24 protein-coding genes and 1 pseudogene are annotated in these 19,153 nt (G+C 62.0%); 2 read left to right on the forward strand and 23 right to left on the reverse strand.

Annotated elements, in window-relative coordinates; genetic code table 11:
* Nucleotides 1–70: 70 nt before the first annotated feature.
* From rplF to rpsL, 21 genes are all read right to left on the reverse strand, one after another.
* Nucleotides 71–604: a 50S ribosomal protein L6 gene (gene rplF, locus NKH98_RS14820; RefSeq protein ID WP_023675133.1), complete on the reverse strand. Its 534-nt coding sequence runs from the start codon at nucleotides 602–604 to the stop codon at nucleotides 71–73.
* A gap of 88 nt (nucleotides 605–692) precedes the next feature.
* Nucleotides 693–1,091: a 30S ribosomal protein S8 gene (rpsH, locus tag NKH98_RS14825; protein WP_006205453.1), complete on the reverse strand. Its 399-nt coding sequence runs from the start codon at nucleotides 1,089–1,091 to the stop codon at nucleotides 693–695.
* Between the two features lie 12 nt (nucleotides 1,092–1,103).
* On the reverse strand, nucleotides 1,104–1,409 hold the full coding sequence (gene rpsN, locus NKH98_RS14830; RefSeq protein ID WP_023675134.1) for a 30S ribosomal protein S14: 306 nt from the start codon (nucleotides 1,407–1,409) through the stop codon (nucleotides 1,104–1,106).
* Between the two features lie 27 nt (nucleotides 1,410–1,436).
* The gene (rplE, locus tag NKH98_RS14835) at nucleotides 1,437–2,015 is read right to left on the reverse strand and encodes a 50S ribosomal protein L5 (protein WP_352899430.1); all 579 of its coding nucleotides are present in this window, start codon (nucleotides 2,013–2,015) and stop codon (nucleotides 1,437–1,439) included.
* Entirely contained in the window at nucleotides 2,008–2,322 is a 315-nt protein-coding gene (rplX, locus tag NKH98_RS14840) for a 50S ribosomal protein L24 (protein WP_254817150.1), read from the reverse strand. The genes rplE and rplX overlap by 8 nt, the downstream gene beginning before the upstream one ends.
* A 12-nt stretch (nucleotides 2,323–2,334) precedes the next feature.
* Entirely contained in the window at nucleotides 2,335–2,703 is a 369-nt protein-coding gene (gene rplN / locus NKH98_RS14845) for a 50S ribosomal protein L14 (RefSeq protein ID WP_006205457.1), read from the reverse strand.
* 82 nt (nucleotides 2,704–2,785) lie between these two features.
* Nucleotides 2,786–3,025 carry a 30S ribosomal protein S17 gene (gene rpsQ / locus NKH98_RS14850; RefSeq protein ID WP_023675136.1) on the reverse strand — a complete coding sequence of 80 codons (240 nt, stop codon included), beginning with the start codon at nucleotides 3,023–3,025 and terminating at the stop codon, nucleotides 2,786–2,788.
* An 11-nt stretch (nucleotides 3,026–3,036) separates the two neighbouring features.
* Nucleotides 3,037–3,237, reverse strand: a complete 201-nt coding sequence (rpmC, locus tag NKH98_RS14855) for a 50S ribosomal protein L29 (RefSeq protein ID WP_006205459.1) — start codon at nucleotides 3,235–3,237, stop codon at nucleotides 3,037–3,039.
* Nucleotides 3,238–3,250: 13 nt separating this feature from the next.
* Nucleotides 3,251–3,664 (reverse strand): 50S ribosomal protein L16, encoded by a 414-nt coding sequence (rplP, locus tag NKH98_RS14860; RefSeq protein WP_006205460.1) that lies wholly within the window; start codon nucleotides 3,662–3,664, stop codon nucleotides 3,251–3,253.
* 27 nt (nucleotides 3,665–3,691) lie between these two features.
* A complete protein-coding gene (gene rpsC, locus NKH98_RS14865; protein ID WP_023675137.1) occupies nucleotides 3,692–4,417 on the reverse strand; it encodes a 30S ribosomal protein S3 in 726 nt (241 codons plus the stop codon).
* A complete protein-coding gene (gene rplV / locus NKH98_RS14870; RefSeq protein WP_006205462.1) occupies nucleotides 4,417–4,806 on the reverse strand; it encodes a 50S ribosomal protein L22 in 390 nt (129 codons plus the stop codon). Before rplV ends, rpsC begins: the two co-directional genes overlap by 1 nt.
* A 2-nt stretch (nucleotides 4,807–4,808) precedes the next feature.
* Nucleotides 4,809–5,087: a 30S ribosomal protein S19 gene (rpsS, locus tag NKH98_RS14875; RefSeq protein WP_006205463.1), complete on the reverse strand. Its 279-nt coding sequence runs from the start codon at nucleotides 5,085–5,087 to the stop codon at nucleotides 4,809–4,811.
* Nucleotides 5,088–5,103: 16 nt separating this feature from the next.
* Nucleotides 5,104–5,937, reverse strand: coding sequence for a 50S ribosomal protein L2 (rplB, locus tag NKH98_RS14880; RefSeq protein ID WP_023675138.1), 834 nt, complete (start codon nucleotides 5,935–5,937; stop codon nucleotides 5,104–5,106).
* A 22-nt stretch (nucleotides 5,938–5,959) separates the two neighbouring features.
* Nucleotides 5,960–6,253: a 50S ribosomal protein L23 gene (locus NKH98_RS14885; protein WP_006205465.1), complete on the reverse strand. Its 294-nt coding sequence runs from the start codon at nucleotides 6,251–6,253 to the stop codon at nucleotides 5,960–5,962.
* Nucleotides 6,250–6,870 carry a 50S ribosomal protein L4 gene (rplD, locus tag NKH98_RS14890; RefSeq protein WP_023675140.1) on the reverse strand — a complete coding sequence of 207 codons (621 nt, stop codon included), beginning with the start codon at nucleotides 6,868–6,870 and terminating at the stop codon, nucleotides 6,250–6,252. Before rplD ends, NKH98_RS14885 begins: the two co-directional genes overlap by 4 nt.
* Nucleotides 6,870–7,598 carry a 50S ribosomal protein L3 gene (rplC, locus tag NKH98_RS14895; protein ID WP_023717519.1) on the reverse strand — a complete coding sequence of 243 codons (729 nt, stop codon included), beginning with the start codon at nucleotides 7,596–7,598 and terminating at the stop codon, nucleotides 6,870–6,872. The genes rplD and rplC overlap by 1 nt, the downstream gene beginning before the upstream one ends.
* Before the next feature lie 96 nt (nucleotides 7,599–7,694).
* Entirely contained in the window at nucleotides 7,695–8,003 is a 309-nt protein-coding gene (gene rpsJ / locus NKH98_RS14900) for a 30S ribosomal protein S10 (RefSeq protein ID WP_006205468.1), read from the reverse strand.
* Nucleotides 8,004–8,066: 63 nt separating this feature from the next.
* Nucleotides 8,067–9,242, reverse strand: a complete 1,176-nt coding sequence (gene tuf, locus NKH98_RS14905; protein ID WP_254817137.1) for an elongation factor Tu — start codon at nucleotides 9,240–9,242, stop codon at nucleotides 8,067–8,069.
* Nucleotides 9,243–9,309: 67 nt separating this feature from the next.
* Entirely contained in the window at nucleotides 9,310–11,400 is a 2,091-nt protein-coding gene (gene fusA, locus NKH98_RS14910; RefSeq protein WP_254817148.1) for an elongation factor G, read from the reverse strand.
* Nucleotides 11,401–11,430: 30 nt separating this feature from the next.
* On the reverse strand, nucleotides 11,431–11,901 hold the full coding sequence (gene rpsG / locus NKH98_RS14915) for a 30S ribosomal protein S7 (RefSeq protein ID WP_008875664.1): 471 nt from the start codon (nucleotides 11,899–11,901) through the stop codon (nucleotides 11,431–11,433).
* A gap of 85 nt (nucleotides 11,902–11,986) precedes the next feature.
* Nucleotides 11,987–12,358, reverse strand: coding sequence for a 30S ribosomal protein S12 (rpsL, locus tag NKH98_RS14920; protein WP_006333356.1), 372 nt, complete (start codon nucleotides 12,356–12,358; stop codon nucleotides 11,987–11,989).
* Nucleotides 12,359–12,820: 462 nt separating this feature from the next.
* Between rpsL and NKH98_RS14925 the strand changes: the two genes are divergently transcribed.
* Nucleotides 12,821–13,102 carry a transcriptional regulator gene (locus NKH98_RS14925; protein ID WP_352899569.1) on the forward strand — a complete coding sequence of 94 codons (282 nt, stop codon included), beginning with the start codon at nucleotides 12,821–12,823 and terminating at the stop codon, nucleotides 13,100–13,102.
* 123 nt (nucleotides 13,103–13,225) lie between these two features.
* Nucleotides 13,226–14,155 carry a Gfo/Idh/MocA family protein gene (locus NKH98_RS14930; RefSeq protein WP_352899433.1) on the forward strand — a complete coding sequence of 310 codons (930 nt, stop codon included), beginning with the start codon at nucleotides 13,226–13,228 and terminating at the stop codon, nucleotides 14,153–14,155.
* Nucleotides 14,156–14,203: 48 nt separating this feature from the next.
* Here the strand turns inward: NKH98_RS14930 and NKH98_RS14935 are convergent, their stop codons facing one another.
* Together NKH98_RS14935 and rpoC are read right to left on the reverse strand one after the other, a co-directional pair.
* Nucleotides 14,204–14,869 carry an O-methyltransferase gene (locus NKH98_RS14935; RefSeq protein WP_352899436.1) on the reverse strand — a complete coding sequence of 222 codons (666 nt, stop codon included), beginning with the start codon at nucleotides 14,867–14,869 and terminating at the stop codon, nucleotides 14,204–14,206.
* Between the two features lie 85 nt (nucleotides 14,870–14,954).
* Nucleotides 14,955–19,151 (reverse strand): annotated as a pseudogene (rpoC, locus tag NKH98_RS14940) (DNA-directed RNA polymerase subunit beta').
* Between the last annotated feature and the right edge of the window lie 2 nt (nucleotides 19,152–19,153).

Consider the following 19,153-nt stretch of genomic DNA (forward strand, 5'->3'; position numbering starts at 1 on the left):
CTTCAAAAAACGGGGGCAACCATATGCGGTAGGGACGAGCCTCCCGCGACCGCTCCCCGCGGCGTTAAAATTACTTCTTCTTGCCTTCCTTGCGGACGATCTTCTCGCCAGCATAGCGGACGCCCTTGCCCTTGTAGGGCTCGGGGCTGCGGTACTCGCGGATCTCGGCGGCAACCTGACCAACCTGCTGCTTGTCGATGCCGGTCACGGTGATTTCCGTCGGCTTCGGCACCGAAATCGTCACGCCCTGCGGCGTCTCGTAGACAACGTCGTGGCTGAAGCCGAGCGCCAGCTGCAGGTTCTTGCCTTGCATGGCGGCGCGATAGCCGACGCCGGTGATCTCGAGCTTCTTTTCGAAGCCGTCCTTGACGCCCTGCAGGATGTTGACGATCTGCGTGCGCGACATGCCCCATTTGGAACGGGCAGTCTTGGTCTGGTCGCGCGGCTGGACAGCGATCTCGCTGCCTTCCATCTTGACCAGCACTTCGTCGTTCACCACGAACTTCAGCTCGCCCTTCGGACCCTTCGCCGTCACGGTCTGGCCGTTGACGGTCGCGGTCACGCCCTGCGGCAGCGAAACGGGTTTCTTTCCAATACGAGACATTCTGTTGTCCTCGTCACTTCTCTTGTTTCAGGTCTCGGTTTTCGGGACTTGATCCCGAAAGCCGGATTCCAACGGGTCACATACCAGATCAGAAGATCTGGCAGAGGATTTCCCCGCCGACATTCTGTTCGCGCGCTTCGTGGTCGGCCATCACACCCTTCGGCGTCGAAAGAATGGCGATGCCGAGGCCGTTGGCGACGTGCGGTATCGACTTGGCCGAAACGTAGACGCGGCGGCCGGGCTTCGAGACCCGAGCGATTTCGCGCACCACCGGCGCACCGTCGAAATACTTCAGCTCGATCTCGATTTCGGACTTGCCGTTGTCGAAGTCGGTCTGGCTGTAGTCGCGGATATAGCCTTCGGCCTTCAGCACGTCGAGGACACGGGTGCGCAGGCGCGAAGCCGGCGTCGAAACGCTCGACTTCTTGCGGCCATACGCGTTGCGGATGCGGGTCAGCATATCGCCGAGAGGATCGCTCAATGACATGTTATGTCCTCCTTACCAGCTCGACTTGACCAGGCCCGGGATCTGGCCATTATTGCCGAGATCACGAAGCGCGATACGCGATACTTTGAGCTTGCGATAATAGGCACGCGGACGTCCGGTGACTTCGCAGCGGTTGCGGATGCGGGTCTTGGCCGAGTTGCGCGGCAGCGCCGAAAGCTTCAGCTGGGCGCGGAAGCGCTCTTCCATCGGCTTGGACTGATCCATGATGATCGCCTTGAGCACCTTGCGCTTGGCAGCGAACTGGTCCGCAAGCTTGCGGCGCCTGTTGTTCTTCTCGACTGAGCTGGTCTTTGCCATTTCAGATTTTTCCTTTTCTCGCTGCCGTTACTGGCGGAAGGGGAAGTTGAAGGCCTTGAGCAATGCCCTGGCTTCGTCGTCCGTCTTCGCAGTCGTACAAACGATGACGTCCATGCCCCAGATCTGATCAACCTTGTCGTAGTTGATCTCCGGAAACACGATGTGTTCCTTGATGCCCATGGCATAGTTGCCACGGCCATCGAAGCTCTTCGGGTTGAGCCCGCGGAAGTCGCGGACGCGCGGCAGTGCGATATTCACGAGGCGGTCGAGGAACTCGTACATGCGTTCCTTGCGCAACGTGACCTTGGCGCCGATCGGCATCTTCTCGCGGACCTTGAAGCCGGCGATCGAGTTGCGTGCGCGGGTGACAACGGCCTTCTGGCCGGCGATCATTGCAAGGTCTTCCGCCGCGATCGAAGGCTTCTTCGAATCGCCGGTCGCCTCGCCGACGCCCATGTTCAACACGATTTTGTCGATGCGCGGAACCTGCATCTCGTTCTCGTAGCCGAACTGCTCCTGCAGCGCCTTGCGAATGGTCTCGTTGTAGACCTGCTTGAGGCGCGGCGTGTTCTGGGCAGTTTCCTGCTTGGTTTGAGCCTTAGCCATTGATGACTTCTCCCGAGCGCTTGGCGACGCGCACCTTCTTGCCGTCCTTCTGGAAGATGAAGCCGACGCGGGTCGGCTTGCCATCCTTGGGGTCGGCCAGCGCGATGTTCGACAGCTGGATCGGCGCTTCCTTGGTGATGATCCCGCCCTCTTGGGACTGGGACTGCTTCTGATGACGACGGATCAGGTTGACGCCGCGCACCAGCGCGGTGTCGTCCTTCGGCTGCACCGAAAGGACTTCGCCCGAACGGCCCTTGTCCTTGCCGGCCAGCACGACGACCTTGTCGCCTTTTCTAATCTTTTGCATTGGTCCGGCTCCTTACAGCACTTCAGGCGCGAGCGAGATGATCTTCATGTGGTTCTTGGCGCGGAGTTCGCGCGGAACCGGTCCGAAGATACGCGTGCCGATCGGCTCTTTCTTGTTGTCGACGAGAACGGCTGCGTTCTTGTCGAAACGGATCACGCTGCCGTCCGGGCGGCGGATGTCCTTGGCCGTGCGAACCACGACCGCCTTCATCACATCGCCCTTCTTGACGCGGCCGCGCGGGATGGCTTCCTTGATCGACACCACGATGATGTCGCCCACGGAAGCGTATTTCCGCTTCGAGCCGCCCAGCACCTTGATGCACATGACACGACGGGCGCCGGAATTATCCGCGACGTCGAGGTTTGTTTGCATCTGAATCATGACTGGCCGCCTTCTTCTTTTCTAACGGGACGGGTTTCTCACCCCTCCCCGGTCTGTCCAAAATTCGTTTCGTTGGCCCTGATCAGGCCTGGTCCGAAGACACCACGACCCAGCGCTTGTCCTTGGAAATCGGCTTCGATTCCTGGATGAACACCTGATCACCGACCTTGTGGGCGTTGTTCTCGTCGTGCGCCTTGTACTTCTTGGTCATGCGCACGGTCTTCTTCATCACGGGATGCGTGAAGCGCCGTTCGACCTTGACGACAACCGTCTTCTCGTTCTTGTCGCTGACGACGGTGCCCTGCAGAATGCGCTTTGGCATGGTTTTCGTCCTTAAGCCTTCTTGGCCGCGGACTTTTCCGCAGCGATGGTCTTGATACGCGCAATGTCCTTGCGGACCTGCCTCACGCGCGCGGTCTTCTCAAGCTGGCCGGTGGCCTTCTGGAAGCGCAGGTTGAACTGCTCCTTCTTCAGGCTGGCTAGGTCGTCGGTCAGCTGGTCCTGGGTCTTGGTCCGGATGTCTTCGGCTTTCATGATCAGCCCGTCCTTATTCTGCGATGCGCTGTACGAAGCGCGTCCTGACCGAGAGCTTGGCCGCGCCGAGACGCAGCGCCTCACGGGCGGTTTCTTCGTTGACGCCGTCGATCTCGAACATGATGCGACCCGGCTTGACACGTGCCGCCCAGTAGTCGACGGCGCCCTTGCCCTTACCCATACGGACTTCAGTCGGCTTCGACGTAACCGGCACGTCCGGGAAGATACGGATCCACACCCGGCCGGCGCGCTTCATCTCGCGGGTGATCGCGCGGCGGGCCGCCTCGATCTCACGCGCAGTGACGCGGTTCGGCTCAAGCGCCTTCAGCCCGAAACCACCGAAATCCAGGTTGGTGCCGCCCTTGGCGGTACCGTGGATGCGGCCCTTGAACTGCTTGCGGAACTTTGTGCGCTTTGGCTGCAGCATCGTTCTAACTCCAAATTCCTGACTGTCTTACGCGTTTTCGCGACGGCGACCGCGTTCGCGCTCACCACCACCGCCATGCGCATGATCGCCCTCGGTGGCGCGGCGCTCCGATGCCATCGGGTCGTGCTCAAGGATTTCGCCCTTGAACACCCAGACCTTCACGCCGCAGATACCGTAGGCCGTATTCGCCTCGGCCGTGCCGTAGTCGACATCGGCGCGCAGCGTATGCAGCGGCACGCGGCCTTCACGATACCATTCCATGCGCGCGATCTCGGCGCCGCCGAGACGGCCGGCGCAGTTGATGCGGATGCCTTCGGCACCGAGGCGCATCGCCGACTGCACGGCGCGCTTCATGGCGCGGCGGAACGCGATGCGGCGCTCGAGCTGCTGGGCGATCGACTGGGCGACCAGGGTCGCGTCGATCTCCGGCTTGCGCACTTCGACGATGTTCAAATGCGTCTCGGACTTCGTCATCTCCATCAGCTTCTTGCGAAGCTTCTCGATGTCGGCGCCCTTCTTGCCGATGATCAGGCCCGGACGCGCCGCATGGATGGTGACGCGACACTTCTTGTGCGGACGCTCGATCACGACCTTCGAGATCGCAGCCTGCTTGAGTTCCTTCTCAAGATATTTGCGGATCTTGATGTCCTCGTGCAGCAGCTTGCCGTATTCGCCGGTGTTCGCGAACCACCGCGAATCCCAGGTGCGGTTGATGCCGAGACGCAGACCGATCGGATTGACTTTCTGGCCCATTATGCGGCCTCCCCTTTTTCTTCGACTTCACGAACGACGATCGTGAGGTGCGAGAACGGCTTCTCGATACGGCTGGCGCGACCACGGCCACGGGCATGGAACCGCTTCATGACAATCGACTTGCCGACATAGGCTTCCGCCACGATCAGCGCATCGACGTCGAGGTCGTGGTTGTTTTCCGCGTTGGCGATCGCCGATTCCAGCGTCTTCTTGACCGTGCCGGAAATCCGCTTGGCCGAGAATTCGAGGTCGGAAAGCGCTGTCGCGACCTTTTTGCCGCGGATCAACGCGGCAACCAGGTTCAGCTTCTGCGGGCTGATACGGATCGTGCGCAACACGGCGCGCGCTTCGTTGTCAGCAAGCCTGCGCGGAGCTTTGGCCTTGCCCATGATTATTTCCTCTTCGCCTTCTTATCCGCGCCGTGACCGTAATAGGTCCGGGTCGGAGCGAATTCACCGAACTTGTGACCGACCATGTCCTCGTTCACCGAAACGGGAACGTGTTTCTGGCCGTTGTAGACACCGAAGGTGAAGCCGACGAACTGCGGCAGGATGGTGGAGCGGCGGCTCCACATCTTGATCACCTCATTGCGACCACCTTCACGAACCTTGTCCACCTTCTTCAGAAGGTAGCCGTCGATGAAGGGGCCTTTCCAAATCGAACGAGTCACTTGGCGTTACCTCTTCTTAGCTCTTGCGCTGATGGCGCGAGCGCAGGATGAACTTGTCGGTCGCCTTGTTGGACCGCGTCTTCTTGCCCTTGGTCGGCTTGCCCCAGGGCGAAACCGGATGGCGGCCACCCGAGGTGCGGCCTTCGCCGCCGCCATGCGGATGGTCGACCGGGTTCATGGTCACGCCGCGATTGTGGGGACGTTTGCCACGCCACACGGTGCGGCCAGCCTTGCCGTCATTGATGTTGCCGTGGTCCGGGTTGGACACGGCACCGACAGTGGCCATGCAGGAGCCGTGGACGACACGCTGCTCGCCGGAATTGAGGCGCAGGATCGCCATGCCCTGGTCGCGGCCGACGAGCTGGCCATAACCACCGGCCGAACGGGCGACCTGAGCGCCCTTGCCAGGCTTCAGCTCGATATTATGGACGATCGTGCCGACCGGCATCGAGGCCAGCGGCATCGCATTGCCCGGCTTCACGTCGACCGATTCACCGGCTACGATCTTGTCGCCGGGAGCCAGACGCTGCGGGGCGATGATGTAGGACAGCTCGCCATCGTCGTACTTGATCAGCGCGATGAAGGCGGTGCGGTTCGGATCGTACTCGATACGCTCAACCGTACCGACGACGTCGAACTTGCGGCGCTTGAAGTCGATGATGCGGTAGGTGCGCTTGTGACCGCCGCCGATGAAGCGGGCCGTGATGCGGCCGTAATTGTTGCGGCCGCCCGACTTGGTCAGGCCTTCGGTCAGGCCCTTGACGGGCTTGCCCTTGTAGAGGCCCGAGCGGTCGACGATGACCAACTGACGGGTGCTCGGCGTTACCGGGTTGAATTTTTTCAGTGCCATTGTTCTGTCCTCGCGACCTTGCTCAGAGACCCGTCGCGACGTCGATCGACTGGCCGTCGGCCAGCGTCACAACCGCCTTCTTGACGTCGCTCTGGCGGCCAATCGTGCCGCGGAAGCGCTTGATCTTGCCCTTGCGGACAAGCGTGTTCACGGCCATCACCTTGACGCCGAACAGCGCTTCGACGGCGGCCTTGATTTCCGGCTTCGAGGCCTTCTTGGCGACATTGAAGACGACCTGGTTCTGCTCGGAAGCCATGGTCGACTTTTCGGTGATCGCCGGCGAGACGATCACGTCGTAGTGACGAAGGTCGGTCATTTGAAGCGCTCCTCGAGAGCCTCGACGGCGGCCTTGGAAAGGACCAGCGTGCCGCGGCGCAGAATGTCGTAAACGTTGATGCCCTGGATGGGCAGCACGTCGATGTTCGGGATGTTGGTCGCCGCCAGCTTGAAATTCTTGTCAAGCTCGGCGCCGCCGATCACCAGGGCGTTGCTCAGGCCCAGCGTCGCGAAATTCGCGATCAGTGCCTTGGTCTTGGCCTCGGTCAGCTTCAGCTCGTCAATGATGATGATCGACGCGCTTTTGGCCTTGGCCGAAAGCGCATGCTTGAGACCGAGCGCACGCACCTTCTTCGGCAGATCGTGCTCGTGGCTGCGCACGACCGGGCCGTGGGCCTTGCCGCCGCCGCGGAACTGCGGAGCGCGAGCCGAATGGTGACGGGCGCGGCCGGTACCCTTCTGCTTGTACATCTTGGCGCCGGTGCGGGCGATTTCCGCGCGGCCCTTGGCCTTGTGCGTGCCCTGCTGCTTCTTGGCGAGCTGCCAGCGCACAACGCGCTGCAGGATGTCCTCGCGCGGATCAAGGCCGAAAATCTCTTCGGAGAGCTTCAGCTTACCGGCGTCCTTGCCGCCAAGCGTTGTAATCTTGAGGTCCATTATTCCGCTCCCTCTGTGGCCGGGGCCTCGTTCTTGGCGGCACCATCGGTTGCAACGGCGCGGATCGCGGCGGGCTTCGGCGCATTGGCCGGAAGCGCCACCTTGGCCGCATCGCGGACCAGGATCCATGCACCCTTCGAACCCGGGACCGCACCGCGGATCAGGATCAGGCCACGATCGGCGTCGGTCGAGACGACCTCGACATTCTGCGTGGTGACGCGGGTGTCACCCATGTGGCCGGCCATATGCTTGCCCTTGAACACCTTGCCCGGATCCTGGCGCTGGCCGGTCGAACCGTGTGTACGGTGCGACACCGAGTTGCCGTGCGTCGCGCGGCCGCCACCCATGTGGTGCCGCTTGATGACGCCCTGGAAACCCTTGCCGATCGTGGTTCCCGTCACATCGACCTTCTGGCCGACGACGAAATGCTCGACGGTGATCTCGGCGCCGACATCGATCATGTTGTCGGCGGAGACGCGGAACTCGGCAACCTTGGCCTTAGGCTCGACGGAAGCGGTCGCGAAATGGCCGCGCATCGCCTTCGACGTGTTCTTCACCTTGGCAAGGCCAACGCCGAGCTGGACGGCGGTATAGCCGTTCTTCTCCTGCGTGCGCTGCGCCACGACCTGGCAGTTCTCCATCTGGAGAACAGTGACGGGAACATGTTCCCCGGCATCGTTGTAGATGCGGGTCATTCCCACCTTCTTTGCAATCACACCTGAACGCATCGGTTCAATTCCTTTAGAGTTCCCTGTCGGGGCTGTCGCCCCTCCACGCCTCTTGTTCCTTCAGAGTTCCGGGTCGCCCCGCTGACCTCTGGTTCCTTAGAGCTTGATCTCGACGTCGACACCGGCGGCCAGGTCGAGCTTCATCAAAGCATCGACCGTCTGCGGGGTCGGGTCGACGATGTCGAGCAGACGCTTGTGCGTGCGCATCTCGAACTGCTCGCGGCTCTTCTTGTCGACGTGAGGCGACCGGTTGACCGTGAACTTTTCGATCCGCGTCGGCAGCGGAATTGGGCCGCGGACGTTGGCGCCGGTGCGCTTGGCGGTCGACACGATTTCCCGTGTCGAGGCGTCGAGCACCCGGTGATCAAACGCCTTCAGGCGGATGCGGATATTCTGTCCGTTCATGCGTCACTTCCTTGTTCTGGCGCGGCGCGGGCAGCGCCCGCGACAGATCGGTTTAAGTCCAAATTACTCTTTGATGGTGACGACGATGCCGGCACCGACGGTGCGGCCGCCTTCACGGATGGCGAAGCGCAGCTTCTCTTCCATGGCGATGGGCACGATCAGCTCGACATCGACGGTGATGTTGTCGCCCGGCATCACCATCTCGGTGCCTTCCGGCAGCGACACGATGCCGGTCACGTCCGTCGTGCGGAAATAGAACTGCGGACGGTAGTTGGTGAAGAACGGCGTGTGGCGGCCGCCTTCGTCCTTGGTCAGGATGTAGGCTTCAGCAACGAACTTCTTGTGCGGCTTGACGGTGCCGGGCTTGGCCAGGACCTGGCCGCGCTCGACGCCTTCACGGTCAACACCGCGCAACAGCGCGCCGATGTTGTCGCCGGCCTGGCCCTGGTCGAGCAGCTTGCGGAACATCTCGACGCCCGTGCAGGTCGTCTTGGTGGTCGGGCGGATGCCGACGATCTCCAGCTCCTCGCCGACCTTGACGACGCCGCGCTCGACGCGGCCGGTCACCACCGTGCCGCGGCCCGAGATCGAGAACACGTCCTCGATCGGCATCAGGAACGGCTTGTCGAGCGGACGAACCGGCGTCGGGATATAGGCATCGACCGCAGCCATCAGTTCGCGAATGGCGTCCTCGCCGATCTTCTTGTCAGAATCTTCAAGGGCGGCAAGCGCCGAACCCTTGACGATCGGAATGTCGTCGCCGGGGAACTCGTTCTTGGTCAAAAGCTCGCGCACCTCGAGTTCGACCAGCTCGAGCAGCTCGGCGTCGTCGACCTGGTCGACCTTGTTCAAAAACACCACGATCGAGGGCACGCCGACCTGGCGGGCCAAAAGGATGTGCTCGCGGGTCTGCGGCATCGGGCCGTCGGCGGCCGACACCACCAGGATCGCGCCGTCCATCTGCGCGGCACCGGTGATCATGTTCTTCACATAGTCGGCGTGGCCGGGGCAGTCGACATGGGCATAGTGGCGGTTGGCGGTCTCGTATTCGACATGCGCCGTCGAAATGGTGATGCCGCGCGCCTTCTCTTCGGGCGCCGCATCGATCTGGTCGTAGCGCTTGTACTCGCCAAAATACTTGGTGATCGCCGCCGTCAGCGACGTCTTGCCATGGTCGACGTGACCAATCGTGCCAATGTTCACATGAGGCTTAGTGCGCTCGAATTTACCTTTTGCCATGTGATCTCTCCATTCCTGCCAGCCCGTGCGGGCCTTGAATTAAGTTACTGGTGCAACTCGTTTCGAGTTACGCGTATTTCTTCTGAACTTCCTGGGCGACCGCGGTCGGGACCGGCTCGTAATGGTCGAACTGCATCGTGTAGGCCGCGCGGCCCTGGCTCATCGAGCGAAGGTTGTCCACGTATTTGAACATGTTGGCGAGCGGCACCATCGCGTTGATGACCACCGCGACGCCGCGGGCCTCCTGGCCCTGGATCTGGCCACGACGGCCGTTCAGGTCGCCGATAACGCTGCCGACGTAATCTTCCGGCGTCACCACCTCGACCTTCATGATCGGCTCGAGCAACTGCACGCCAAGCTTGGGCGCTGCTTCACGGAAGCAGGCGCGGCCGGCGATTTCGAAGGCCAGAACCGACGAGTCCACGTCGTGGTAGGCGCCATCGATCAGCGTCGCCTTGACGCCGATCATCGGGAAGCCGGCGAACGGGCCCGAGGTCATGACGCTGTTGATGCCCTTTTCGACACCGGGGATGTATTCCTTCGGCACAGCGCCGCCGACGATCTTGGTTTCGAACTCGAATTCGCTGCTTTCCGGATTCGGCTCGAACAGGATCTTGACGCGGGCGAACTGGCCGGTACCGCCGGTCTGCTTCTTGTGCGTGTAGTCCTGCTCGTGCTTGCGGGTGATCGTCTCGCGGTAGGCCACCTGCGGTGCGCCGACATTGGCCTCGACCTTGAACTCGCGGCGCATGCGGTCGACGATGATGTCGAGGTGAAGTTCGCCCATGCCGGAGATGATGGTCTGGCCGCTTTCCTCGTCGGTCTTGACGCGGAAGGACGGATCCTCGGCGGCCAGGCGGTGAAGGGCGAGGCCCATCTTTTCCTGGTCGTTCTTGGTCTTCGGCTCGATGGCGATCTGGATGACCGGATCGGGGAATTCCATGCGCTCGAGGATGACCGGATGCAGCGGATCACTGAGCGTGTCGCCGGTGGTGGTGTCCTTGAGACCAGCGAGGGCGACGATGTCGCCGGCAAATGCCTCTTCGACGTCGGCGCGCGAATTCGCATGCATCTGCAACATGCGGCCGATGCGCTCTTTCTTGCCCTTCACGGTGTTGTCGACCGAGATGCCCTTGGTGAGCTTGCCCGAATAGATGCGGGCAAAGGTGAGTGAACCGACGAACGGGTCGTTCATGATCTTGAAGGCGAGCATCGACAGCGGCTCGTTGTCGTCGGCATGACGCTCGATCTCGGCGTCGGTCTTGGCGTCGACGCCCTTGATGGCAGGGACATCGGCCGGCGACGGCAGATATTCGACGACGGCGTCGAGCAGCGGCTGCACGCCCTTGTTCTTGAAGGCCGAGCCGCAGAACATCGGATAGAACTTCACCGCGATCGTGCCCTTGCGGATGAGTGCACGGATCTCGTCGTTGCTCGGCATCTTGCCTTCGAGGTAATTCTCGAGCGCCGTTTCGTCCATTTCGACGGCGGCCTCAATCATCTTCTCGCGGTATTCTTCGGCACGAGCCTTGAGGTCGGCAGGGATCTCGACGATGTCCCAGGCAGCGCCCAGCGTCTCGTCGCGCCAGACCAGCGCGTTCATCTCGACGAGATCGACGACACCCTTGAACTCGGTCTCGGCGCCGATCGGCAACTGCATGACGACGGCATGCGCACCGAGGCGCGAACCGATCATCTCGACCGAGCGGTAAAAGTCGGCGCCTATCTTGTCCATCTTGTTGCAGAAGATCATGCGCGGCACGCGATACTTGTCGGCCTGGCGCCAGACGGTCTCCGTCTGCGGCTCGACACCGGCATTGGCATCGAGCAGCGCGATGGCGCCGTCGAGCACGCGCAGCGAACGCTCGACCTCGATGGTGAAGTCGACGTGGCCGGGGGTGTCGATGATGTTGAAGCGATACATCTTGCCGTCGCGACCCTTCCAGAAGGTCGTGGTGGCGGCCGACGTGATGGTGATGCCGCGCTCCTGCTCCTGCTCCATCCAATCCATGGTCGCAGCGCCGTCGTGGACTTCGCCGATCTTGTGCGACTTGCCCGTGTAATAGAGGACGCGCTCGGTGGTCGTCGTCTTGCCGGCGTCGATATGCGCCATGATACCGAAATTGCGGTAGTCTTCGATTTTATATTCGCGGGCCATGGGAGGTGCCTCTTCAGTCTCGTTCGCGCTTTACCAGCGGTAGTGCGCGAAAGCGCGGTTGGCTTCTGCCATCTTGTGGGTGTCTTCACGCTTCTTGACGGCGGTGCCGCGGTTGTTGGCCGCGTCCATCAGCTCGCCGGAGAGGCGGTCGACCATGGTGGTCTCGTTGCGGTTGCGGGCGGCAGCGATCAGCCAGCGGATGGCCAATGCCTGCCGGCGCTCCGGGCGCACGTCGACCGGAACCTGGTAGGTGGCGCCGCCGACGCGGCGCGAACGCACTTCCACATGTGGCGCGACATTGTCGAGCGCCTGATGGAAGACGGTGACCGGCTCCTGCTTGGTCTTGGACTGGACCTGGTCGAGCGCGCCGTAGACGATGGTCTCGGCAACCGACTTCTTGCCATCATACATGACGGCATTCATGAACTTGGTGACGATCAGGTCGCCGAACTTCGGGTCCGGATTGATCTCACGCTTTTCTGCACTGTGACGACGGGACATTTTTTCTCTGCCTCAATTCTACGCGGTGGCCTGGATCCCGGATCGTCGCTTGACGCCGTCCGGAACGACCTTGGCTACGCTTCGGTCACTTCGGACGCTTGGCGCCGTATTTCGAACGGCGCTGCTTGCGGTTCTTCACGCCTTGCGTGTCGAGCACGCCGCGGATGATGTGGTAACGGACGCCCGGAAGATCTTTGACGCGGCCGCCGCGGATCATCACCACCGAGTGTTCCTGAAGGTTGTGGCCTTCGCCGGGGATGTAGCCGATCACTTCAAAACCATTGGTCAGACGGATCTTGGCCACCTTGCGCAGCGCCGAGTTCGGCTTCTTCGGCGTCGTGGTGTAGACGCGCGTGCAGACGCCCCGCTTCTGCGGGTTCTGCTGCATGGCCGGGACCTTGTTGCGCTTCACCGGCGCAATGCGCGGCTTGCGGATCAGCTGGTTGACGGTAGGCATTAAACCCTCTTGTCTCTCAATTCCGTGTCTTGCCCGGTCAGGGCCGCTCAAAGCGTCATTTCCATACGCAAATTCGGGCCACAAACCGCGCCTCGCGGTCTTGCCCGAACAAATGGCAGAGGAAGCGGAAGCCGCTTCATGCACGCCGGAAATGTCTTTTCGCTCGTAAAACGAACCCTGTTTGAGGCAAACTCCAAAGCGTGTCGCTTCGGAAGCGAGAGCCTCACATCGGTTCTGACTGGGCGGCTTCTACTCGTGTGGCCACTGTCCGTCAACCCCGGAGCGGCAAATATTGCGCTGAACCCGAGGTTTGGCAGCCATGCGAAAAACGCATGTAATTTTCTTGCGCCGTTTTTCAAGAGGAAGGCAGAAAGTGACCGGCTTGCGGCTGTTTCCACGCCGTGCTTCGTGCGAAAAGGCGGCATGAACAGCCCAAAACCCCTCGCCCGGAGGTACGAACCCGTGAATGACAATGAGGAGCGCCCGGTCACCATTATTACCGGCCGGGTGTGGAAGCGCAAAGGCGGCAAGCCGGAAGGCGTGCATGTGATGCTGGTCGCCCCGGACGACGATTCGGCGGTGCGCCGCGCTCTCGAATCACTTGCCGCGGAAGGTTACGCCGAGGCCGATCTCGACCAGATCGGTGACCTGGACGGCGTGCCCGACGAGGAGCCGCATCTGTCCGCCTATCAGGGCGCGCTCGAAGGCGAAGTGTCGATCGTGACCTTCGATGTGCCGATCTGAAGAGATCTGAATCGCGGTCGATCTCACGGCCGGCGACAAAAGCCCGGCGACTTGCCCGACACAAGTTCTCTGCTAAGAAGCGACCTCCGGTAAAACCAAGCACACTCAACCTGCGGAGCTCCCATGTCCTCTAATCCCATCAAGCTCGGCATCGTCGGCGTGGGAAAGATCGTCCGCGACCAGCACCTGCCGGCCTTGGCGAAGGACCAGGATTATCGCCTGGTCGCCGCAGCGAGCCGCCACGGCAAAGTCGAAGACATCCCGAATTTCCCGACGATCGAGGCGATGCTCGACGCGGTGCCGGAGCTCGAGGCGGTGTCGCTGTGCATGCCGCCGCAGTTCCGTTATGACGCCGCACGCACGGCGCTGGTGGCGAAAAAGCATGTCTTCCTGGAAAAGCCGCCCGGCGCCACGGTCAGCGAGGTCGAGGACCTGAAGGCGCTGGCGGCAGCGAACGGCGTCTGCCTGTTCGCCAGTTGGCACTCGCGCTATGCGCCGGCTGTCGAGGCCGCTCGCGCTTTCCTCGGTTCAACCAAAAGCAGATCGGCGGCTATCATCTGGAAGGAAGATGTCCGCCGCTGGCATCCGAATCAGGAATGGATCTGGGCACCGGGCGGCTTCGGCGTCTTCGATCCCGGCATCAACGCACTGTCGATCGCCACCCACATCCTGCCGCCAATGTTCATCAGTTCGGCAGAGCTCGATTTTCCGGAGAACCGTGCATCCCCGGTCGCGGCCCATGTCACCTTCCGCACCTCGGATGGATTGCCGGTGACGATGGAACTCGACTGGCTTCAGACCGGCCCGCAGAGCTGGGACATCCTGGCCGAGACGGACCGGGGTAAAATGGTGCTTTCCGGCGGCGGCTCGAAGCTCGCCGTCGACGGCCGCGTCGTTCACGAGGGGCCGGAAGCGGAATACCCGATGCTTTACAAGCGCTTTGCCGAGATCGTGCGCGCGGGTACCTCCGACGTCGATCTCGCGCCCCTTCAGCACGTCGCCGACGCGTTCATGCTGGGCAAGCGCAATGTGGTGCAAGCTTTTTTCGATTGATCAGCGGGCGTCGGCCGGATCGCATGTCCGGCGACGCACCGCGCAAGTTCAATTGACGATCGCTATGGCAAAGCCGTCATAGCCCTTGGCGCCAACAGTCTGGATCGCGGTGCCTTCCAGACGCTTGTCGCCGCCGAAGAACGAGAACGCCGCGCGTGCCCCTTCGACATTGGCGTCACGACCATCTTCATTCACCACCGCGCCGTCACGGATGACATTGTCGCAGACGATGACGGTCCCCGGCCTCGAAAGACGCATGGCCCACGACAGATAGTGCGGGTTGTTCGGCTTGTCGGCGTCGATGAAGATGAAGTCGAATGGCCCGGCATTCTCGGCGCCTAACGCCGCAAGCGATTGAAGCGCCGGTCCGACCCGCAGTTCTACCCGGTCCGACACCCCTGCGCGTTCAAAGTTCGACCGCGCGACACTGGCGTGGTGCGGGTCAAGCTCGAGCGTCACGACCTTGCCGTCCACGGGCAACGCTCGCGCCATCCAGATTGTCGAGTAGCCGCCCAACGTGCCGATTTCGAGTACCTTCTTGGCTCCCTGCATTCGCGCAAGAAGTGACAGCAGCTTGCCTTGTGCCGGCGAAACGTCGATCGCCGGCAGGCCGTGGTCATGGTTGGCCGCCAGAACGGCATCGAGGGCGGGATCCGCATCGAAAAGAGCCTCGACAATGTAGTCGTCGACAGAAGCCCAGGTCTTCATGCTCATCGTTTTCTTCTCCGATCCGATTAGAGAACCAAAATGCGAAAAGGGGCCACTTGGGCCCCTTTTCTATCTTCTCTTTCTTGCGCGCTTACTGCGCGGCGGAAGCCATGTCGGTCAGCATCGGCTCGGCGACCTCGACGCCGGACGCCTTGCGGCGCTCGTCGATGATCAGCTCGTCGCGCGAGGTGGCGATGCGCCGGATCTGGCTCATCGTGCCGCCGGTGCCGGCCGGGATCAGCCGGCCGACGATGACGTTTTCCTTCAGGCCCTGCAGCATGTCGGTCTTGCCGGCAACCGCAGCTTCGGTCAGCACCCTCGTCGTCTCCTGGAAGGAGGCGGCCGAGATGAAGGACGGCGTCTGCAGCGAGGCCTTGGTTATGCCGAGCAGCACCGGCTGGCCTTCGGCCGGCTTCTTGCCTTCCTCGACCAGGCGCTCGTTGACCTCTTCCAGTTCGATCACGTCGACGTGGTCGCCCGGAATGTAGGTCGAATCGCCCTGCGTGGTGATCTCGACCTTCTGCAGCATCTGGCGAACGATCACCTCGATGTGCTTGTCGTTGATCGACACGCCCTGCAGGCGGTAGACCTCCTGGATCTCGTTGACGAGGTAGGAGGCAAGCGCCTCCACGCCCTTGATCGCCAGGATGTCGTGCGGTGCCGGATTGCCGTCGAGGATGTAGTCGCCCTTCTCGATGACGTCGCCATCCTGAAGATGGAACGGCTTGCCCTTCGGGATCAGGTATTCGACGGGCTCAAGCGTCGAGTCATGCGGTTCGATGATGATACGGCGCTTGTTCTTGTAGTCGCGGCCGAAGCGGATCGTGCCATCGATCTCGGCGATGATGGCGTGATCCTTCGGACGGCGTGCCTCGAACAGCTCGGCAACACGCGGCAGACCGCCGGTGATGTCCTTGGTCTTGGCGCTTTCCATCGGGATACGCGCCAGCACGTCGCCCGGGCGAACCTGCGCACCCGGCTCGACCGAAAGAATGGCCTCGACCGAGAGCAGGAAGCGGGCGTCGCCACCTTTCGACAGCTTGCCGACCTTGCCCTTGGCATCCAGGACGGCGATCGCCGGCTTGAGGTCGTTGCCGCGTGGCGTCGAACGCCAGTCGATGACCTCGCGCTTGGTGATGCCGGTGGATTCGTCGGCGGTTTCCTGAACGGAAATGCCGTCGACCAGATCCTCGAACGCGACCTTGCCCTCGATTTCGGTGAGGACCGGGCGGGTATAAGGATCCCACTCGGCGATACGCTGGCCGCGCTTCACCTTGTCGCCATCGTCGACGAAGATCCGCGAACCGTAGGTGACGCGGTGCGTGGCGCGTTCCTTGCCGGCCTCGTCGAGGATCAGCACCGCCATATTGCGGCCCATGACCATCAGCTGGCCGTCGGAGTTGCGCACCACGTTGCGGTTGCGGATCTCGACCTTGCCCTCGTACGAGGCTTCAAGGAACGAGGAATCCACCACCTGCGCCGTGCCGCCCATGTGGAAGGTACGCATGGTGAGCTGGGTGCCCGGCTCGCCGATCGACTGCGCCGCGATGACGCCGACAGCCTCGCCCTGGTTGACCGGAGTGCCGCGGGCCAGATCGCGTCCGTAGCAGACCGCGCAGACGCCGACCCTGACCTCGCAGGTCAGCGCCGAACGGATGCGGACCGACTGCACGCCGGCCTTTTCGATCAGTTCCACGTCACGCTCGTCCATCAGCGTTCCGGCCTTGACCAGAACCTCGCCGGTGACCGGGTGGGTGATGTCGTCGAGCGAGGTGCGGCCGAGAACGCGCTGGCCAACCGAGGCGACGACCTGACCGGCATCGACGATCGGCTGCATAGTGAGGCCCTTGTCGGTGCCGCAGTCGAGCGAGTTGACGATGCAGTCCTGCGCCACGTCGACGAGACGACGCGTCAGATAACCCGAGTTCGCCGTCTTCAAGGCGGTGTCGGCCAGACCCTTACGGGCGCCGTGGGTCGAGTTGAAGTACTCGAGCACCGTGAGGCCTTCCTTGAAGTTCGAGATGATCGGCGTCTCGATGATTTCACCGCTAGGCTTGGCCATCAGGCCGCGCATGCCGGCAAGCTGGCGCATCTGGGTGGGCGAACCGCGCGCACCGGAGTGCGACATCATGTAGATCGAGTTCATCGGCTTCTGACGGCCGTTGTCCTCGAACTCGACAGCCTTGATGCGGGCCATCATTTCGTCGGCGACCTTTTCCGAGCACTTGGCCCAGGCGTCGACGACCTTGTTGTACTTCTCGCCCTGGGTGATCAGGCCGTCATTGTACTGCTGCTCGTACTCCTTGGCCAAAGCCTCGGTGTCGGACACCAGCTTGATCTTGGCGTCCGGAATCAGCATGTCGTCCTTGCCGAACGAAATGCCGGCACGGCAGGCGTGGCTGAAGCCGAGAGCCATGATGCGATCGCAGAAAATGACCGTCTCCTTCTGACCGCAATGGCGGTAGACGGTGTCGATCATCTTGGAGATGTTCTTCTTGGTCATCTCCTGGTTGGCGGTCTCGTACGGCACATTGTGGTTCTTCGGCAGAAGTTCGCCGATGATCATGCGGCCAGGCGTAGTGTCGTAGATCTTCGACACGACCTTGCCGTCGGCGTCGACCGTACGGAAGCGCCCCTTGATCTTGGCATGCAGCGTCACCGCCTTGGTCTCGAGCGCGTGCTGGAGTTCGCCCATGTCGGCAAACACCATGCCCTCGCCCGGCTCGTTCTGGTTGACGATCGAGAGATAGTAGAGACCGAGAACCATGTCCTGCGACGGCACGATGATCGGCGCACCGGAAGCCGGGTGCAGGATGTTGTTGGTCGACATCATCAGCACGCGGGCTTCGAGCTGCGCTTCCAGCGACAGCGGCACGTGGACCGCCATCTGGTCGCCGTCGAAGTCGGCGTTGAAGGCCGTGCAGACCAGCGGGTGAAGCTGGATCGCCTTGCCTTCGATCAGGATCGGCTCGAACGCCTGGATGCCGAGGCGGTGCAGCGTCGGCGCGCGGTTCAACAGCACCGGATGCTCGCGGATGACCTCGTCGAGGATATCCCAGACCTCCGGACGCTCCTTCTCGACCAACTTCTTCGCCTGCTTGACGGTCGAGGAGTAACCCTTGGCGTCGAGACGGGCGTAGATGAAGGGCTTGAACAGTTCGAGCGCCATCTTCTTTGGCAGGCCGCACTGGTGCAGCTTGAGCTCGGGACCGGTGACGATGACCGAACGGCCGGAATAGTCGACGCGCTTGCCGAGCAGGTTCTGGCGGAACCGGCCCTGCTTGCCCTTCAGCATGTCGGACAGCGACTTCAGCGGACGCTTGTTGGCGCCGGTGATGACGCGGCCGCGACGGCCGTTGTCGAACAGTGCATCGACGGCTTCCTGCAGCATGCGCTTTTCATTGCGCACGATGATGCCGGGCGCGCGCAGCTCGATCAGCCGCTTCAGGCGGTTGTTGCGGTTGATGACGCGGCGATAGAGATCGTTCAGATCCGACGTGGCGAAACGGCCGCCGTCCAGCGGGACAAGCGGGCGCAGGTCCGGCGGGATCACCGGAACCACTTTCATGATCATCCATTCCGGACGGTTGCCGGACTCCATGAAGTTCTCGACGACCTTGAGCCGCTTCAGGTACTTCTTCTGCTTGAGCTAGGAGGTGGTCGAAGCCAGTTCCGAGCGCAGATCGCCGGCGATCTTCTCGAGGTCCATGCCGGCCAGCAGGTCGTGGATCGCCTCGGCGCCAATCATGGCGGTGAACGAATCCTCGCCATACTCGTCGACGGCCATCATGTACTCTTCCTCGCTGAGCAGCTGGTGCTCCTTCAGCGCGGTCAGGCCGGGTTCGGTGACGATGTAGTTCTCGAAATAGAGGACGCGCTCGATGTCCTTCAACGTCATGTCGAGCAGCGTGCCGATGCGCGACGGCAGCGACTTCAGGAACCAGATGTGGGCGACCGGTGCCGCCAGCTCGATATGGCCCATGCGCTCGCGGCGGACGCGCGACAGCGTGACTTCGACGCCGCACTTCTCGCAGATGACGCCCTTGTACTTCATGCGCTTGTACTTGCCGCACAGGCACTCATAGTCCTTGATCGGACCAAAAATGCGTGCGCAGAACAGGCCGTCACGCTCCGGCTTGAAGGTGCGGTAGTTGATGGTCTCCGGCTTCTTGATCTCGCCGAACGACCAGGACAGAATCTTCTCAGGGCTGGCAAGCGAGATCCGGATGGAATCGAACACCTGCGCGGGCGCCTGGGGATTGAAGAGATTCATGACCTCTTGGTTCATGC

Source organism: Mesorhizobium sp. M0833 (assembly GCF_040319905.1).
Lineage (GTDB): Bacteria > Pseudomonadota > Alphaproteobacteria > Rhizobiales > Rhizobiaceae > Mesorhizobium.

Bases quoted from the DNA above. Each gene is read 5' to 3' on its own strand.
- rplF (WP_023675133.1), bottom strand. From the start codon at position 604: ATGTCTCGTATTGGAAAGAAACCCGTTTCGCTGCCGCAGGGCGTGACC.
- rpsH (WP_006205453.1), bottom strand. From the start codon at position 1,091: ATGTCATTGAGCGATCCTCTCGGCGATATGCTGACCCGCATCCGCAAC.
- rpsN (WP_023675134.1), bottom strand. From the start codon at position 1,409: ATGGCAAAGACCAGCTCAGTCGAGAAGAACAACAGGCGCCGCAAGCTT.
- rplE (WP_352899430.1), bottom strand. From the start codon at position 2,015: ATGGCTAAGGCTCAAACCAAGCAGGAAACTGCCCAGAACACGCCGCGC.
- rplX (WP_254817150.1), bottom strand. From the start codon at position 2,322: ATGCAAAAGATTAGAAAAGGCGACAAGGTCGTCGTGCTGGCCGGCAAG.
- rplN (WP_006205457.1), bottom strand. From the start codon at position 2,703: ATGATTCAGATGCAAACAAACCTCGACGTCGCGGATAATTCCGGCGCC.
- rpsQ (WP_023675136.1), bottom strand. From the start codon at position 3,025: ATGCCAAAGCGCATTCTGCAGGGCACCGTCGTCAGCGACAAGAACGAG.
- rpmC (WP_006205459.1), bottom strand. From the start codon at position 3,237: ATGAAAGCCGAAGACATCCGGACCAAGACCCAGGACCAGCTGACCGAC.
- rplP (WP_006205460.1), bottom strand. From the start codon at position 3,664: ATGCTGCAGCCAAAGCGCACAAAGTTCCGCAAGCAGTTCAAGGGCCGC.
- rpsC (WP_023675137.1), bottom strand. From the start codon at position 4,417: ATGGGCCAGAAAGTCAATCCGATCGGTCTGCGTCTCGGCATCAACCGC.
- rplV (WP_006205462.1), bottom strand. From the start codon at position 4,806: ATGGGCAAGGCCAAAGCTCCGCGCAGGCTTGCTGACAACGAAGCGCGC.
- rplB (WP_023675138.1), bottom strand. From the start codon at position 5,937: ATGGCACTGAAAAAATTCAACCCGGTAACGCCGAGCACCCGTCAGTTG.
- NKH98_RS14885 (WP_006205465.1), bottom strand. From the start codon at position 6,253: ATGACCGACCTTCGTCACTACGACGTGATCGTCTCGCCGGCGATCACC.
- rplD (WP_023675140.1), bottom strand. From the start codon at position 6,870: ATGGACCTCAAGATTACAACGCTTGGCGGCAAGGACGCCGGTAAGCTG.
- rplC (WP_023717519.1), bottom strand. From the start codon at position 7,598: ATGCGTTCAGGTGTGATTGCAAAGAAGGTGGGAATGACCCGCATCTAC.
- rpsJ (WP_006205468.1), bottom strand. From the start codon at position 8,003: ATGAACGGACAGAATATCCGCATCCGCCTGAAGGCGTTTGATCACCGG.
- tuf (WP_254817137.1), bottom strand. From the start codon at position 9,242: ATGGCAAAAGGTAAATTCGAGCGCACTAAGCCTCATGTGAACATTGGC.
- fusA (WP_254817148.1), bottom strand. From the start codon at position 11,400: ATGGCCCGCGAATATAAAATCGAAGACTACCGCAATTTCGGTATCATG.
- rpsG (WP_008875664.1), bottom strand. From the start codon at position 11,901: ATGTCCCGTCGTCACAGTGCAGAAAAGCGTGAGATCAATCCGGACCCG.
- rpsL (WP_006333356.1), bottom strand. From the start codon at position 12,358: ATGCCTACCGTCAACCAGCTGATCCGCAAGCCGCGCATTGCGCCGGTG.
- NKH98_RS14930 (WP_352899433.1), top strand. From the start codon at position 13,226: ATGTCCTCTAATCCCATCAAGCTCGGCATCGTCGGCGTGGGAAAGATC.
- NKH98_RS14935 (WP_352899436.1), bottom strand. From the start codon at position 14,869: ATGAGCATGAAGACCTGGGCTTCTGTCGACGACTACATTGTCGAGGCT.